Source organism: Streptomyces sp. NPDC051310, assembly GCF_044455245.1.
Lineage (GTDB): Bacteria > Actinomycetota > Actinomycetes > Streptomycetales > Streptomycetaceae > Streptomyces.
Genome location: NZ_JBITEO010000023.1, coordinates 24838 through 39202, shown reverse-complemented (window position 1 = coordinate 39202; position 14365 = coordinate 24838). Strand labels below are relative to the sequence as shown.

11 protein-coding genes are annotated in these 14365 nt (G+C 74.4%); 7 read left to right on the top strand and 4 right to left on the bottom strand.

Going from position 1 to position 14365, the window contains the following annotated elements; all coding sequences use genetic code 11:
• The first annotated feature begins 6 nt into the window (after window positions 1-6).
• A complete protein-coding gene (locus ACIA79_RS27365) occupies window positions 7-1401 on the top strand; it encodes an FtsW/RodA/SpoVE family cell cycle protein (protein WP_399431015.1) in 1395 nt (464 codons plus the stop codon).
• Window positions 1398-2921 (top strand): penicillin-binding transpeptidase domain-containing protein, encoded by a 1524-nt coding sequence (locus ACIA79_RS27360; protein ID WP_399431014.1) that lies wholly within the window; start codon window positions 1398-1400, stop codon window positions 2919-2921. The genes ACIA79_RS27365 and ACIA79_RS27360 overlap by 4 nt, the downstream gene beginning before the upstream one ends.
• Before the next feature lie 72 nt (window positions 2922-2993).
• Here the strand turns inward: ACIA79_RS27360 and ACIA79_RS27355 are convergent, their stop codons facing one another.
• From ACIA79_RS27355 to ACIA79_RS27345, 3 genes are all read right to left on the bottom strand, one after another.
• The gene (locus tag ACIA79_RS27355; RefSeq protein WP_399431013.1) at window positions 2994-4979 is read right to left on the bottom strand and encodes a PQQ-binding-like beta-propeller repeat protein; all 1986 of its coding nucleotides are present in this window, start codon (window positions 4977-4979) and stop codon (window positions 2994-2996) included.
• A gap of 167 nt (window positions 4980-5146) precedes the next feature.
• Entirely contained in the window at window positions 5147-5959 is an 813-nt protein-coding gene (locus tag ACIA79_RS27350; RefSeq protein WP_399431012.1) for a hypothetical protein, read from the bottom strand.
• A 47-nt stretch (window positions 5960-6006) separates the two neighbouring features.
• Complete coding sequence (locus tag ACIA79_RS27345) at window positions 6007-7110, bottom strand: ferritin-like domain-containing protein (protein WP_399431011.1); 1104 nt, start codon at window positions 7108-7110, stop codon at window positions 6007-6009.
• Between the two features lie 159 nt (window positions 7111-7269).
• Here ACIA79_RS27345 and ACIA79_RS27340 point away from each other — a divergent pair, with 159 nt between their 5' ends.
• From ACIA79_RS27340 to ACIA79_RS27320, 5 genes are all read left to right on the top strand, one after another.
• Window positions 7270-8205, top strand: a complete 936-nt coding sequence (locus ACIA79_RS27340) for a diiron oxygenase (protein ID WP_399431010.1) — start codon at window positions 7270-7272, stop codon at window positions 8203-8205.
• Between the two features lie 38 nt (window positions 8206-8243).
• Window positions 8244-8966, top strand: coding sequence for a TetR/AcrR family transcriptional regulator (locus ACIA79_RS27335; protein ID WP_399431009.1), 723 nt, complete (start codon window positions 8244-8246; stop codon window positions 8964-8966).
• A gap of 10 nt (window positions 8967-8976) precedes the next feature.
• Window positions 8977-9249 (top strand): hypothetical protein, encoded by a 273-nt coding sequence (locus tag ACIA79_RS27330; RefSeq protein WP_399431008.1) that lies wholly within the window; start codon window positions 8977-8979, stop codon window positions 9247-9249.
• A gap of 37 nt (window positions 9250-9286) precedes the next feature.
• Entirely contained in the window at window positions 9287-11740 is a 2454-nt protein-coding gene (locus tag ACIA79_RS27325) for a PQQ-binding-like beta-propeller repeat protein (protein ID WP_399431007.1), read from the top strand.
• 76 nt (window positions 11741-11816) lie between these two features.
• Entirely contained in the window at window positions 11817-13049 is a 1233-nt protein-coding gene (locus ACIA79_RS27320; RefSeq protein ID WP_399431006.1) for an NlpC/P60 family protein, read from the top strand.
• A 63-nt stretch (window positions 13050-13112) separates the two neighbouring features.
• Here ACIA79_RS27320 and ACIA79_RS27315 read toward each other — a convergent pair whose 3' ends face one another.
• Window positions 13113-14348 carry a styrene monooxygenase/indole monooxygenase family protein gene (locus ACIA79_RS27315; protein WP_399431005.1) on the bottom strand — a complete coding sequence of 412 codons (1236 nt, stop codon included), beginning with the start codon at window positions 14346-14348 and terminating at the stop codon, window positions 13113-13115.
• Window positions 14349-14365: the final 17 nt, after the last annotated feature.

Genomic DNA, 14365 nt, shown 5'->3' with positions numbered 1-14365 from the left:
CGGACCATGACCAGCACGAGGGCCGACACCCGGCCGCCCGGCCTGCGCCTGCACAAGCGCCGCGGCGTGGAGCTGTCGCTCCTCATCGGAGCGGTCCTCATCGCCGTGTTCGGCTACGCGGCCGTGGGCCTGGCCCGCAGCGGCGCGGTCCCGCCGGACACCGCCACGTACGGCGCCGGGCTCGGGCTGCTCGCGCTCCTCGCGCACCTGGCGGTCCGCTTCCGGGCCCCGTACGCCGACCCCCTCCTCCTCCCGATCGCCGTGCTCCTCAACGGCCTCGGCCTGGTCCTGATCTACCGTCTGGACCTGGAGACCCCGGGCGACCGCGCCGCGCCCACCCAGTTGGTGTGGTCGACGCTCGGCGTCGGCCTGTTCATCGTCGCGGTGGTCTTCCTGCGCGACCACCGCATGCTCCAGCGGTACGCGTACGTCTCGGTCGCCGCCGCGCTGCTGCTGCTCTCCGTGCCGATCTTCTTCCCCGCCGTGAACGGCGCGAAGATCTGGATCCGTATCGGCGGCCTGTCGTTCCAGCCGGGCGAGTTCGCCAAGATCCTGCTCGCCGTCTTCTTCGCCGCGTACCTCGCCGTCAACCACAACGCCCTCACGCACGCCGGCCGCCGCCTCGGGCCCGTCCAGCTGCCGGCCGGCCGCGTCCTCGCGCCGATCGTGGCGATCTGGGTGCTCAGCGTCGGCGTGCTCGTCCTGGAGCGGGACCTCGGCACGTCGCTGCTCTTCTTCGGGCTCTTCGTGATCATGCTGTACGTGGCGACCGGCCGGATCGGCTGGATCGCCGTCGGCCTGGTGCTCGCCGGGGTCGGGGCGTTCGTCGTCGGCAGTCTGGAGCCGCACGTCAACGGCCGGGTCGAGGACTGGTTGGACCCGTTCGCCTCCATCGAGGCCGGGCAGGGCCCCGGCCAGCTCGCCCAGTCGCTGTTCGCGTTCGCCGCCGGCGGTGTGCTCGGGGCGGGCCTCGGCCTGGGCGAGTCCACGCTGATCGGTTTCGCCGCGAAGTCGGACTTCATCCTGGCCACCGTGGGCGAGGAGCTCGGCCTGGCCGGCCTGACCGCCCTGTTCCTGCTGTACGCCCTGCTCGTCGCCCGCGGCTACCGCACCGGGCTCGCCCTGCGCGACCCGTTCGGCCGGCTGCTGGCGACCGGGCTCGCCTCCATCGTCGCGCTCCAGGTCTTCGTCATCGCGGGCGGTGTGATGGGGCTGATCCCGCTGACCGGCATGGCGATGCCGTTCCTCGCGCAGGGCGGCTCGTCGGTCGTCACCAATTGGATCATCGTGGCCCTGCTGATCCGGGTCAGCGACTCCGCGCGCGCCCCGGAACCCCTGCCCGGCGCGTCGGGCGGCGCCGTCGCGCCGGCGCCGCCCCTCGCCGCCCAGGAGCCGCGGTGATCCGCTACATCCGGCGCGCCGCCGGCCTGAGCCTGGTCCTCCTCATGGCCCTCCTCGTCAACGCGGCGCGCGTCCAGATCGTCCAGGCGCCCTCGCTCGACAAGAACCCGGCCAACCGCCGCCCCACGATGGCCCGTTACGCCCAGCCGCGCGGTGACATCCTCGTCGGCGGCAAGGCCGTCACGGGGTCCCGCGACACCGGGCAGCCGCTGCGCTACGAGCGCACGTACCGCGACGGCCCGCTCTACGCGCCCGTCACCGGCTACGCCTCGCAGACGTACGGCACGACGCTGCTGGAGAACGCCGAGGACGACGTCCTGTCCGGGACGAGCCCGCTCCTCGCGCCCTTCCCCTTCTGGAACGACATCAGCCGCGGCCGGCGCCCCGGCGGCAAGGTCGTCACCACCATCGACCCGGTGCTCCAGCGGACCGCGTACGAGGGACTGGACGGCCGGCGGGGCGCGGTCGTCGCGCTGGAACCGTCGAGCGGTCGCATCCTGGCGCTGGTCACGAGCCCCTCGTACAACCCGGGGCTGCTCTCCGGCACCGGGGACGCGGTCACCGGCGCGTGGACGCGGCTCAACGCGGCGCCCGGCCGGCCGATGCTCAACCGGGCGCTGCGGCAGACGTACCCGCCCGGCTCCACCTTCAAGATCGTGACGGCGGCCGCCGCGCTCGACGCCGGTGTCGTCACGGACGTCGACGCACCGACGGGCACGCCCGACCCGTACCTGCTGCCGGGCACCCGCACGGCGCTGCCGAACGAGGCGACCGGCTGCGGCGGCGCCTCCCTCTCGTACGCCATCCGCTGGTCGTGCAACAGCGTCATGGCCCGGCTGGGGGTGAAGGTCGGGCTGCCCGGGATGGTGGAGGCGGTGGAGCGCTTCGGCTTCAACGACGCCTCGCTGCGCATCCCGTCGCGGGTGGAGCGCTCGAACTTCGACACCGGCATGACGCAGGACCAGCTCGCGCTGTCCGCCATCGGCCAGTACGACACCAGGGCGACGCCACTGCAGATGGCGATGGTGGCCGCGGCCGTGGCCAACGCCGGGGAGCTCGCCCAGCCGCACCTGGTGGACCGCGCGACGACCTCGGGCGGCCGGATCGTGGCGCAGAACGTGCGCCGCTCCTACCGTCAGGCGATGCAGCCGGCGACCGCGATGCGGCTGCGGCAGCTGATGGTGGAGGTGGTGGAACACGGCTCGGGCGGCAACGCGGCGATCGAGGGCGCCCAGGTCGGCGGCAAGACCGGCACGGCGCAGCACGGCGTGGGCAACGCGGGCACGCCGTACGCCTGGTTCATCGGCTGGGCGCAGGCCGACGACGCGGGCCGCCCGGCGGTGGCGGTGGCGGTGGTGGTGGAGGAGGCCTCGGCCAACCGCGAGGACATCAGCGGCGGCGGCAGCGCGGCGCCGATCGCCCGTTCGGTCATGGAAGCGGCGCTCGGCCGGGGCGGGGACCGGGGGGAGAGCGCCCGCCCGGAGCCGCGCGGGGCAGCGGTACGACCATCCGCGCGGTGAGGGCCGGGAGCGAGGTGCCGGTGCGCGCGGCGGGCGGCGCCGTGGGCCTCCACGGCGCCGCCCGCCCTCGGTTCAGGGGCTGATCGGTGCGCAGGCCGGGTCCAGGCGGAGCCGGGCCAGGTCGCGGCCGACCAGGGACCAGGCCTTCCAGCCGGTGGGCTCGAAGGCGAGCTGCGGGTTGGTGTACCACTGGTTGCCGAGGTTGCGGGCGAGCTCCTGCGGCGCCGCGAGGCCGGGGCCGAGCTGGTGGACGAAGCCCGCGCCGGCGCCGTCGAACGTCGCGGCGAACACCTTGCCCTGGTGCACCTCGATCTCGCCGTACGTGGTCAGCGGGCCCTTGGCGAGGACCTTGCGGGTGGCCAGGTCCAGGGTGAACCAGCTCGTGGTGCGCTTGTAGACGCCGTACAGGACGCCGTTGTGGACCTTGATGTCCTGGATCGTCTCGTGGTCCGCCACCGGGTCGACCGTCCACTTCACGGTACGGGTCGCCAGGTCGAAGGCGGCGACACTCGCCGTGGTCAGGGCCGGGGTGGCGCCGCCACCGCCCCGGACGTCGCCGCCCAGGTAGACGATGCCGCCGGGGCCGAGGCTCAGGCTCATCAGGCTCTGGTTGCGGATGACGTCCGGGTACACCTGGATGTCACCGGCCGTGTCGGGGTCGACGACGGACAGGGCCCCCGTGAAGCTCGTGCCGAGCGGCGCGCTGGCGACGAGCAGCTTGTCCGTGGCGGGGTCGTACTCCATGTCCCACGGGCGCTGCTGGCCGTGACCCAGGTATCCGAGGGAGCGCGGCGGCACACCCGCCGGGTCGCGCAGGTCGAGCTCGATGATCTCGCCGCGCGGGTACATCGCGGCGTACACCTTGTCCCCGCGGCGGACCAGCGCCTTGGGCTCACCTGGCACCCACACGTTGGTCTCGGTGCCGGCGGTGCGGTCGTGCACGGTGATGGCGAAGTGGCCGCCGACCCAGACGTTGCCGCGGTCCGCGTCCAGCAGGATCGACTGCGGGCGCTCCGCGCCGGGGGCGAGGCCCGCGTCGAGGAGGCTGGTGGTCACCGTCTGCTGGGTGGTCAGGTCCATCGTCCAGACCACGCCGCTGCCGGAGAAGCCGACGAGCGTGTTGTCCTGGACGGCCAGGGCCCTGGTCTCCTCCTGGGCCTTGGGGGTGCCCAGCGGCGCCGGCGCCGCGCCCGTGCGGTACTCGAAGACGGCGCCGTTCGGGCGGGAGGACAGGTAGGCGGTGTAGTCCGCGGCCAGGCCGATCGAGTCGACCGACGCGCCGACGTCGACCTTGCGCACGTCCGTGCCGTCGGTGCGCAGGTCGTACAGCGCGTTGCCGGCCGCGGCGCGCACCCGGGTGCGGCCGACGGAGACCGCGGCGAACCCGGTGTCGGCCGTGACGAGCTGCTTCACCGCGCCGGTGGACCGGTTGACCGCCACCAGCTTCTTCGAGTCGAGCAGACCCGCGTAGATGTTCGTGCCGTCGACGTCCAGGGAGCGCACGTAGCGCTCGGGCACGCCGCCGGAGAGGTTGCCGAAGCCGCGGACGGCCCTGGTGGCGGGGTCGTACTCCCACACCTTGCCGTCGGGGTAGGTGCCCGCGTAGAGCTTGCCGTCCGGGGCGGCGGCGAGGCTCCACACGTAGCCGCCCTTCGCGCCGAAGGAGTACAGGTGCTCGACCTTGCCCGTGGCGGGGTCGTAGCGGTAGAGGTCCGGCACGGGGTAGGTGCCGAAGTAGACCTTGCCGCCCGAGACGGCGACTCCGTAGGCACCTTCCGGCGCCCCGGCGGCGGGGCCGTCGGGTATGTCGTGCTGGGCGACGACCTTGCGCGTGGCCAGGTCGTAGGCGGCGATCCTCGGCGGCGTCTGCCCCCGGGTGACGACGTACGCGCGGCCCTCGTGGACGGTGGCGCCCGTGATGGCTCCGGTCAGGGACGCGGGGCCGAAGCGCTCCACGCCCGAGCCGGTGCAGTCGGCGGCGTCGGCCGCCGCGGGTGCGGCGGGCAGCAGCAGTGCCGACAGGGCTGCCACGAGGGACAGGAACCAGCGGCGTCTCATACGACCTCCAGGTTGTTCTTCTCTTGGTCCGCGACGCGTTCGGACGGCGCGGCAGGCGGATGAAAGGCGTCCTCGGGCGGCACGGCGGGCGCGATCGGGGGCGCGGTCGGGCACATGGGCGTGGCGAACCCGCCCCTGCCGGACGCGAGGGGCGGGCCGGACGGCGGTCAGCTCAGCGGCTCGCGGATGTCGGCACGGACCGCGGCGGTCGTCTCGGCGAGCGCGCGCAGGTCGACCTTCTCCGGGTCCTGGCGGGCGATCTCGGGGGTGACGAGGGCGACGAACGACGCGGTGTTGCCGTCGCCCCAGGCGCACATCGGCACGGTGCTCGTCGCGCCCATGTCGGTGGAGCGCGTCACCTGGCAGCTGACGGTCACGCCGGAGCCCGCGGGCGTGAAGTCCTTCGGGGGCACGGCCAGCGTCGTGCCCTCGGCGGTGGCGCCGCCCTCCAGGATCTGCTTGCGCGTCAGGTCCGGGCTGCGCAGCTGCCCGTAGAACCCCGAGATGACGAGGACGCTGCCGGGTTCACCGCTGTAGGTGGCGACGACGGACCTGGTCACCCGGACGCTCGGGTCGGCCCGGTCCTCCGCCTCCACGTCCTTGCCGTCCTTGTCGGACGTGTCGCTGGTGAGCTTGTACGCGCCGTCCAGCAGGGTCACGGGCGCGGTCAGCCGGTACTCGGCCGCCGGGAACGACCCGCCCCCCACGGCGTCGAGCCCCTGCCTGCCGGCCCACGCCAGCAGCCCCAGCACCGCGACCGATCCGGCGACGATGCCGAGCACCAGCCCGGTCCGCTTCCTCGGCGGCACGGGCGGCCCGGGGTACGGCATCGGGTACGCCTGGTGCGGCACCCCCTGCGGCGGGTACGGCTGGTGCCCGAACCCCTGCGGCGGGAAGGGCTGGGGCGCGGCCCCCTGCGGGTACGGCTGGGGCGGCCCGTAAGGACCGGTCGGCTGCTGGGGCGGGGGCGGCATGCTCATGTCCTGAGGCTACGTCACCCCACCGACAGGGCCGCCCGGCTCCCCGCCTACTGCGCGCCCTGCGCGATCGCCTCCGTCACCTCGGCCACCCGCTCGGCCTCCTCCGCCGCGAAGCGCTCGCGGTCGAGGCGTTCGGCGATCTCCTCGTCCTGGCTCATCAGCAGGTCCAGGTTGGAGTCGCCGAGGTCGAAGACGCCCATGTCCAGGTACGCCTTCTGCAGGCGCTCGCCCCACAGGCCGATGTCCTTGACGCACGGCACGATCCGGCTGAAGAGCAGCTTGCGGAACAGGTGCAGGAACTCCGACTGCTCGGAGAACTCGGCCGCCTCCTTCTTCGAGATGCCGAAGTTCTCCAGCACCTCGACGCCGCGCAGGCGGTCGCGCATCAGGTAGCAGCCCTCGATGACGAACTCCTCGCGCTCGCGCAGTTCGGCGTCCGTGAGCTGCCGGTAGTAGTCGCGCAGCGCCATGCGGCCGAAGGCGACGTGCCGCGCCTCGTCCTGCATGACGTACGCGAGGATCTGCTGGGGGAGGGGTTTGTCGGTCGTGTCGCGGATCATCCCGAACGCGGCGAGCGCCAGGCCCTCGATGAGGACCTGCATGCCGAGGTAGGGCATGTCCCAGCGGGAGTCGCGCAGGGTGTCGCCGAGCAGTCCCTGCAGATGGTCGTTGACGGGATAGAGCATCCCGATCTTCTCGTGCAGGAAGCGGCTGTAGATCTCGGCGTGCCGGGCCTCGTCCATGGTCTGGGTCGCCGAGTAGAACTTGGCGTCCATGTCGGGCACCGACTCCACGATCCGGGCCGCGCAGATCATCGCGCCCTGCTCGCCGTGGAGGAACTGGCTGAACTGCCAGGACGCGTAGTGCCGGCGCAGCTCGGCCTTGTCCTTCCCGGTCATCTTCGCCCAGTGGCGGGTGTGGTGGAGGGTGAGCGCCTCGTCCGGTGTGCCGAGCGGGTCGTAGGGGTCGACCTCCAGGTCCCAGTCGATGCGCCGGGCGCCGTCCCACTGCTTGTCCTTGCCCTTCTGATACAGGGCCAGCAGGCGGTCGCGCCCTTCGTCGTACTCCCAGCTGAAGCGGGCGGCGCCGGCGGCCGGCACCTGCCATATCGCGTCTCCCGGGTCATTGGCGTAGAGGTCTCGCGTCGACACGGAGGGCTCCTTCCCCAGTGCGCTGGCGGTAGTCGGCAGGCTCACACGTTGGTAGACGCCGGGTCAACAAGTCGCGCACGGGGGATTGACGACCTTGCTGACACGCAGTCTTATAAGGATTGACCCCAGTAACCCCAACCGCGCGAGGTGCCCTCCACCATGACCACCGTGACCGGACGCGACATACGACTCCTCCGGGACGCGCTCGGCCCGCTCCGGGACCGCGAGCAGGTCGCCGAGCGCCTGCTCGAGTCGTCCGCCAAGCACTCCTTCGACCCGGACAAGGAACTCGACTGGGACGCCCCCCTGGAGGAGGGCAAGTGGTTCTGGCCGCCGGAGCTGGTGTCGCTCTACGACACCCCGCTGTGGCAGAAGATGTCCGAGGAGCAGCGGATGGACCTGGCCCGCCACGAGGCGGCCTCCCTCGCCTCCCTCGGCATCTGGTTCGAGATCATCCTCATGCAGCTGCTGGTGCGGCACATCTACGACAAGCCGGTCACCAGCAACCACGTGCGGTACGCCCTCACCGAGATCGCCGACGAGTGCCGCCACTCGATGATGTTCGCCCGGATGATCCAGAAGGGCGGCGCGCCGGCCTACCCGGTGCCGCGGCTCTACCACAACCTCGCCCGCATCCTGAAGACCGTGTCGACCACGCCCGGTTCCTTCGCGGCGACGCTCCTCGGCGAGGAGATCCTCGACTGGATGCAGCGCCTGACCTTCCCCGACGAGCGCGTCCAGACGCTGGTGCGCGGCGTGACCCGCATCCACGTCGTCGAGGAGGCCCGCCACGTCCGCTACGCCCGCGAGGAGCTGCGCCGCCAGATGGTGACCGCCCCGCGCTGGGAGCAGGAGTTCACCCGGCTCAGCTGCGGCGAGGCGGCCCGCGTGTTCTCGGTCTGCTTCGTCAACCCCCAGGTGTACGAGAACGTCGGCCTGGACCGGCGCGAGGCCGTCGCCCAGGTCAGGGCGAGCGGCCACCGCCGCGAGGTCATGCAGTCGGGCGCCCGGCGGCTGACCGACTTCTTCGACGACATCGGCGTACTGCGCGGCCCTGGCCGGAAGCTGTGGAAGAGCTCCGGACTTCTGGCCTGAGCCCCGCCCCGTGCGGGGGACGGAGCTACGCTGCGGACATGACCAGTGCCGCGACGCCCGCGTACCGACGGCTCAGTGTCCAGGAGCGCCGCACCCAGCTCCTCGGTGTGTCCCTCTCGCTCTTCGCGCACCGGGCGCCGGAGGACGTCTCGCTGGACGACGTCGCCGAGGCGGCCGGTGTCTCGCGGCCGCTGGTCTACCGCTACTTCCCCGGCGGCAAGCAGGAGTTGTACGAGGCCGCCCTGCGCTCGGCCGCCGACGAGCTGGAGCTGTGCTTCGCCGAGCCGGCCGCGGGGCCGCCGACCGAGCGGCTCGCCCGGGTCCTCGACCGCTACCTCGCCTTCGTCGACGAGCACGACGCCGGGTTCAGCGCGCTGCTCCAGGGCGGCAGCGTCGCCGAGACCTCCCGGACGACCGCCATCGTGGACGAGGTGCGGCGGGCCGCCGCCGAGCAGATCCTGCTGCACCTCGGCGTACCGGAGCCCGGCCCCCGGCTGCGGATGATGGTGCGCACCTGGATCGCGGCGGTCGAGGCGGCGTCGCTCATCTGGCTGGACGAGGAGAAGCGGCCGCCCGCCGCCGAGCTGCGGTCCTGGCTGGTCGACCACCTCGTGGCGCTGCTGGTGGCGACGGCCGCGACCGACGGGCAGACCGCGGACGCGGTGGCGGTGCTGCTGGGGCAGGAGACGGCGCAGGGGCCGGTGGGCACGCTGGCGCGCCGCGTCGTCCCCGTGGTGAGCGACGCCGCGCACCTCCTGTGACACTTGCTGCGTGCGAAGCGAGAACACCCCCTTCTACGGCGGTCCGCTGGACGGCCGGGTCCTGCCGGTGCTGACCGGCCTCACCGGCCATCCCCCCAAGTGGTACGTGGTCCCCGTCCCCGCGGACGACGGCGGCCCTCCGGCCGTGCACGCCTACCGCCGCGTCCCGTCGGGGTACACCAAGCGGCTTGGGCTCCAGCGGGGCTGGAAGTACGAGTACGCGCCGGGGGGCCGTGAGCGGCGCGAGCTCAAGTGGCCCTGGTCGGGGCCCCGCGGGCAATAGGATCGCGGGAGTCGTGCCACCAGGGGGGAGCTTCCGCATGGAGCCGTCGCCGTCGCTGTCGCCGTCCGCGCCGTCGTCCGGCGGGGACCCGGGCCGGGTCGGCCCGTACACGGTCCTCGCGCGGTGCCGCGAGTCGGCCGGCGCCGTGCAGTACGTGGCGCGGGACGGCGACGGCGCGCGGGCCGTCGTGACCGTGCCGCGGCCCGAGCTCGCCGGACTCCCCGCCTTCCGCCGCCGGTTCGTGGCCGAGTACCGGCTGGCCGAGCTGCTCGCGGGCCGCTGGGTACCGCAGCCGCTGGGCATCGCCGAGGGCGACGCGACCGGGGACGGCGAGGGCCCGGGACTGTGGACGGCCACCGCCTACGTCCCGGCGCTCACCCTCGGCGAGGCGGTGGCCCTCGCCGGGCCGCTGCCGGAGAAGACGGTGCGGGTCCTGGGCGCGGGCCTCGCCGAGAGCCTGTCGCGGGTCCACGCCACCGGCACCGTCCTGCACGGCCTCGCGCCCGACACGGTGCTGCTGGCCGCGGACGGGCCGCGGCTGACCGCGTTCGGCGCGCTGGGCGCGGCGGCGGCCGCGGAGGCGCGCCCCGGCGGACAGCTGTCGGTCCGGCTCGGCTACCTCACCCCCGAGCAGGCGGCGGGCGAGGAACCGGGGCCGCCGGCGGACGTCTTCGTCCTCGGCCTGCTCCTGGCGTACGCGGCGACCGGCACGGCCCCGCTGCCGGACGCCTCCGACATCGCGACCGCCGAACCGGACCTGACGGCGGTTCCGGAGGCGCTGCGACCGGTGATCGCCGAGTGCCTGGCCAAGGCGCCCGGTGCCCGCCCCACCGCCTCGCGCGTGGCGACGGCCCTCGCGCTGGAGGGCGCCGCGTCCCTGGCCCGGCCCGGCTGGCTGCCGGACCGGGTGGTGACGGCGATCGGCGAGCGCGACTCCCGGACCGCGTGGCTGAAGGCCCCGGCCCGCCGGGCGCCGCAGGACCGCGTCCCGGACCCGGTCCCCCGCCCCGAGCAGCCGTCCCCGGCCGCACCGGCGGAGGCGTCCGCCGCCGCCCCCGGCGACGGGCTGGACGCCCGGACCGTGCGCGTGGGACGGGTGGGTCCGCAGCGCACCTCCGGGGACCGTGGCACCACCGAACTCGTCGCGGCCCGGCCGCCGGCCCCGCCGACGCCGCCCGCCCCGCCCGCGCCCCCCGCGTCCGCCGCCCCGGCCCCGGCGTCGCGGGCCGCCGCCCCCGTCTCCCGGCGGGCCCTGTTCACGGGGATCGGTGCCGGGCTCGCCGGAGCGGTCCTCGGGGGCGGTGTCGTCGCCCTCGCGTCCGGCGGCGAGGAGCCGACCGCCCCGAGGCCCGCCGCCCGCCGGCGCCCCGCCGTGCCCGGTCTGCCGCCCGAGCCGCGCTGGGCGTACACGCACGAGGCCACCCCGGGCGGCGTCCTCAACGCCACCGTCTGGCGCGAGCGCACCCTGGTCCTCACCTCCGACGCCCACACCACGGCGGTGGACCTCGCCACGGGCGAGCGGCTGTGGCGGGCGGCCGGCTCCGGGTCCCCGGCAGCCGCCCTCCCCGCCGGGGACGGCCTGCTCCTCGTCGTCACGCCCACCGAGCTGCGGTGGCTCTCGGCCAAGGACGGTACGGTCGCGCACCGGGCACCGCACGGGACGGGCGGCCTCGCGGTGTCCTCCGTCGCCGGGCAGGCCGGGACCACCGTCTGGTTCACCGCCACCGCCGGGGCGGCCACCCGCCTCGTCGCCTACGACGCCGTGCGCCGCAAGGAGCTGTGGCGGGCGCCCGTGCCGGCCGGCCGTCCCCCGCACACCCCCGTGTACGCGGTGGTCGCCGTCCGCCCCGACGGCGTCGTCGTGCGGCAGGACGCGGAGTCGGTCACCCCGGCCCAGCGCAAGGCGGCCAAGGGGCTGGCGGTCTTCACCTCGTACGACCGGGTCACCGGCGCGCGCCAGTGGTTCCGGCCGTTCGGGACCGCGCTGCCGACCGCGCCGGCGGTCGGGGACGCCTCCGGGCGGCTGTTCGTGCCGGTCGGCGACGACCTGCACGCGTACGACACGCGCAGCCGCGCGCTGCTGTGGCGGCTGGAGGGCGCGGCGGCCGTCGCCGGGGCGCCGCCGTTCGTCTTCGGCGGCGGCGCGCTGCACGACACCACCCTCTACGTCGCCAACCGCTTCCAGACGGTGTACGCCCTGGACCCGGCGACCGGCAGGCCGCGCTGGCAGCGCGGGACGGAGGCGCCGCCGCGTCCGAAGGTGCCGGGGGTGACCGTCGGCGCGGGCGGCCGGCTGGTGCTGGCGGCGGACGGGACGCAGGTCACGGCGTTCGGGGCGGCGGACGGGCGGCGGCTGTGGAAGTTCCAGGACGCGGGCGTCCGGGAGCCGGGCGGCCAGGAGACCTCGGCGCCGTACACGGCCCTGGCCGCCGGGCCGCGGACCGTGCTGGTGCGGCGGGACCGGACCTTCTACGCGCTGCCTGTCGGGTGAACACGGTGCCCCGAACCGCCCAGTAGTCGGTTATTCACACCATTGCGGCCGCAGGATGGCGGGCGGAGGTGATGGCGTGTCAGGAAAACTGCTGCGTGCGGCGTGCACGGCGGCGGTGCTGGTGGTCACCGGCGCCCTGCCGGTCGCGGCCGACCCCGTGCCGGACGAGCCGGGCCCGAGCGCGTCGGTCCCGGACGAACCCGTACCGGGCGGATCCGCCCCGGGCGGAGCGGAACCGGGCGAGCCCGCGCCCGGCGCATCCGGCCCGGCCGGCGGGTCGCCGCCGGACCGGCCGGCCGTCGCCGGACTGCTCACCCGGCTCCGGACGCTGTACCGGGAGGCGGAGGAGGCGAGCGAGGCGTACAACGCCGCCGAGGAGGCGCTGAAGGCGCACGCCGCCGAGACGAAGAGGCTGACCGGGGACCTGACACGGGTCCGCGGCGAGCTGGCCCGCAGCCGCGCCGAGGCGGGGCGGCTGGCCCGGGCGCAGTACCAGGGGCGTACGGAACTCTCCTCGGCGCTGCGGCTGCTGCTGGGGCGCGATCCCCACCACGCGCTGGACCAGGCCCGCCTGGTGCGGCGCGCGGCGCGCGAACAGGCGTCGGCGGTGGCCCGGCTGGAGCGCGGGGAGCGGCGGGCGGACGCGCTGGCGACGCGGTCGCGCCGGGCCCTGGACCGGGAGCAGACGCTCACCGAGCTGCGGCGCGCGGCACGCGACGAGGCACAGGCGCGGCTGAAGGAGGTCGAGGAGATGCTCGCCTCGATGTCGGAGGAGGAGGCCGCGGAGGTCTCGGCGCTGGAGGAGTCGCAGACGGCGGACGCACAGCGCGAGTTGCTCGCCGGAGGAGGGCTGGACGGCGCCCGGACCCCGTCGGAGGAGGGCGACGAGGCGCTGGAGTACGCCGCCGAGCAGATCGGCAAGCCGTACGAGTGGGGCGCGGAGGGCCCGGAGTCCTTCGACTGCTCGGGCCTCACCTCGCGGGCCTGGGCGCGGGCGGGGCGGGCGATCCCGCGCACCAGCCAGGAGCAGTGGCGCACGCTCCCGAAGGTGCCGCTGCGGGCGCTGCGGCCCGGCGATCTGGTCGTGTACTTCCCCAAGGCCACGCACGTGGCGATCTACCTGGGCGACGGCATGGTCATCCAGGCCCCGCGCCCGGGCGCCCGCGTCAAGGTCTCCCCGCTCGCCGCGAACCCCGTGCTGGGCGCGGTCCGCCCGGATCCGGAGGCCCGCCCGCTGCGCACCTACACGCCACCGCGCCTGGCCCCGGCCGCCTCGGCGGGCCCGGACACGGGGTACGACGCCTCGTGACGCCGCAAGCCGAAGGGACCACGCCGCGCGGCGGCGTGGTCCCCCGGTGCGGGCCGCCGGTCGTCAGGGGGCGGTGACCGAGGCCAGGTAGGCGGCGGTCTTCTCCGGGTCGTAGAAGAAGTTCTCGAAGTCCGACGGGTCGTTGAAACCGTTCGCGAAACGGTTCGCCACGTCCGGCAGGCCGCCCGCCGCGCCGATGAGGTTCAACACGTGCTCCGGCGGAGGGGCCAGCATGGCGTTGGTCCACTTGGTGACGTGCCGCGCCGTCTCCCAGTAGCGGTCGAACGTCGCCTGCATCCACGCCTCGTCGAACGGCCGGTCGCCGTGCGACACGATCGCGTCGAGGTAGGCCGCCGCGCACTTGGACGCCGAGTTGGAGCCCTGGCCGGTGATCGGGTCGTTGGCCACGACGACGTCCGCGACACCGAGGACCAGCCCGCCGCCCGGCAGCCGGCCGATCGGCTTGCGCACGGTGGGCGCGTACCGGCCCGACAGGGTGCCGTTGGCGTCGGTCAGTTCGACCCCGGCCGTCCGCGCGTACTCCCACGGCAGGAACTTCTCCAGCAGCTCCAGCGTGAGCGCCAGGTGCTCACGCGGGTCCTTCACGCCCTGGAAGACGTCCAGCGGCCCGCCCGGGATGCCCTCCCAGAAGAGGATGTCGGCACGCCCCGACGTGGTGAGCGTCGGCATCACGAACAGCTCGCCGACCCCCGGCACCAGGTTGCACCGCACGGCGTCGAACTCCGGGTGCTCCGGGCGCGGGCCGAGCCCGTGGACGTAGGCGACCGCCAGCGCCCGCTGCGGCTCGGCGTACGGGGAGCGCTCGGCGTCCCGCTCGAACATCGAGACCAGCTCGCCCTTGCCGGCCGAGACCAGCACCAGGTCGTACGTGCGCGAGAAGTAGTCGAGGTCGGAGACGGCCGCCCCGTGGATGACGAGCTGGCCGCCGCGCTGGGCGAACGTCTCCATCCAGCCGGCCATCTTCACCCGCTGGTCGACGGACTGCGCGTACCCGTCCAGCCTGCCCACCCAGTCGACGGCGCGGGAGGCGTCCGGGGCGGCGACGGACACGCCGAGCCCCTCGATCCGCGGGGCCTGCGACTCCCAGAAGTTGATACCGAGGTCCCGCTCGTGCTGGAGCGCCGTGTGGAACATGCACTGCGTGGACATGACCCGGCCCGCCCGGATCTCGTCCGCCGTGCGGTTGGACATCAGGGTGACCTCGTACCCCTGCGCCTGGAGTCCGAGGGCCAGCTGGAGACCGGACTGGCCGGCTCCGACGATGAGTATCTTCCGCATCGGGAGGGGGTTCCTTA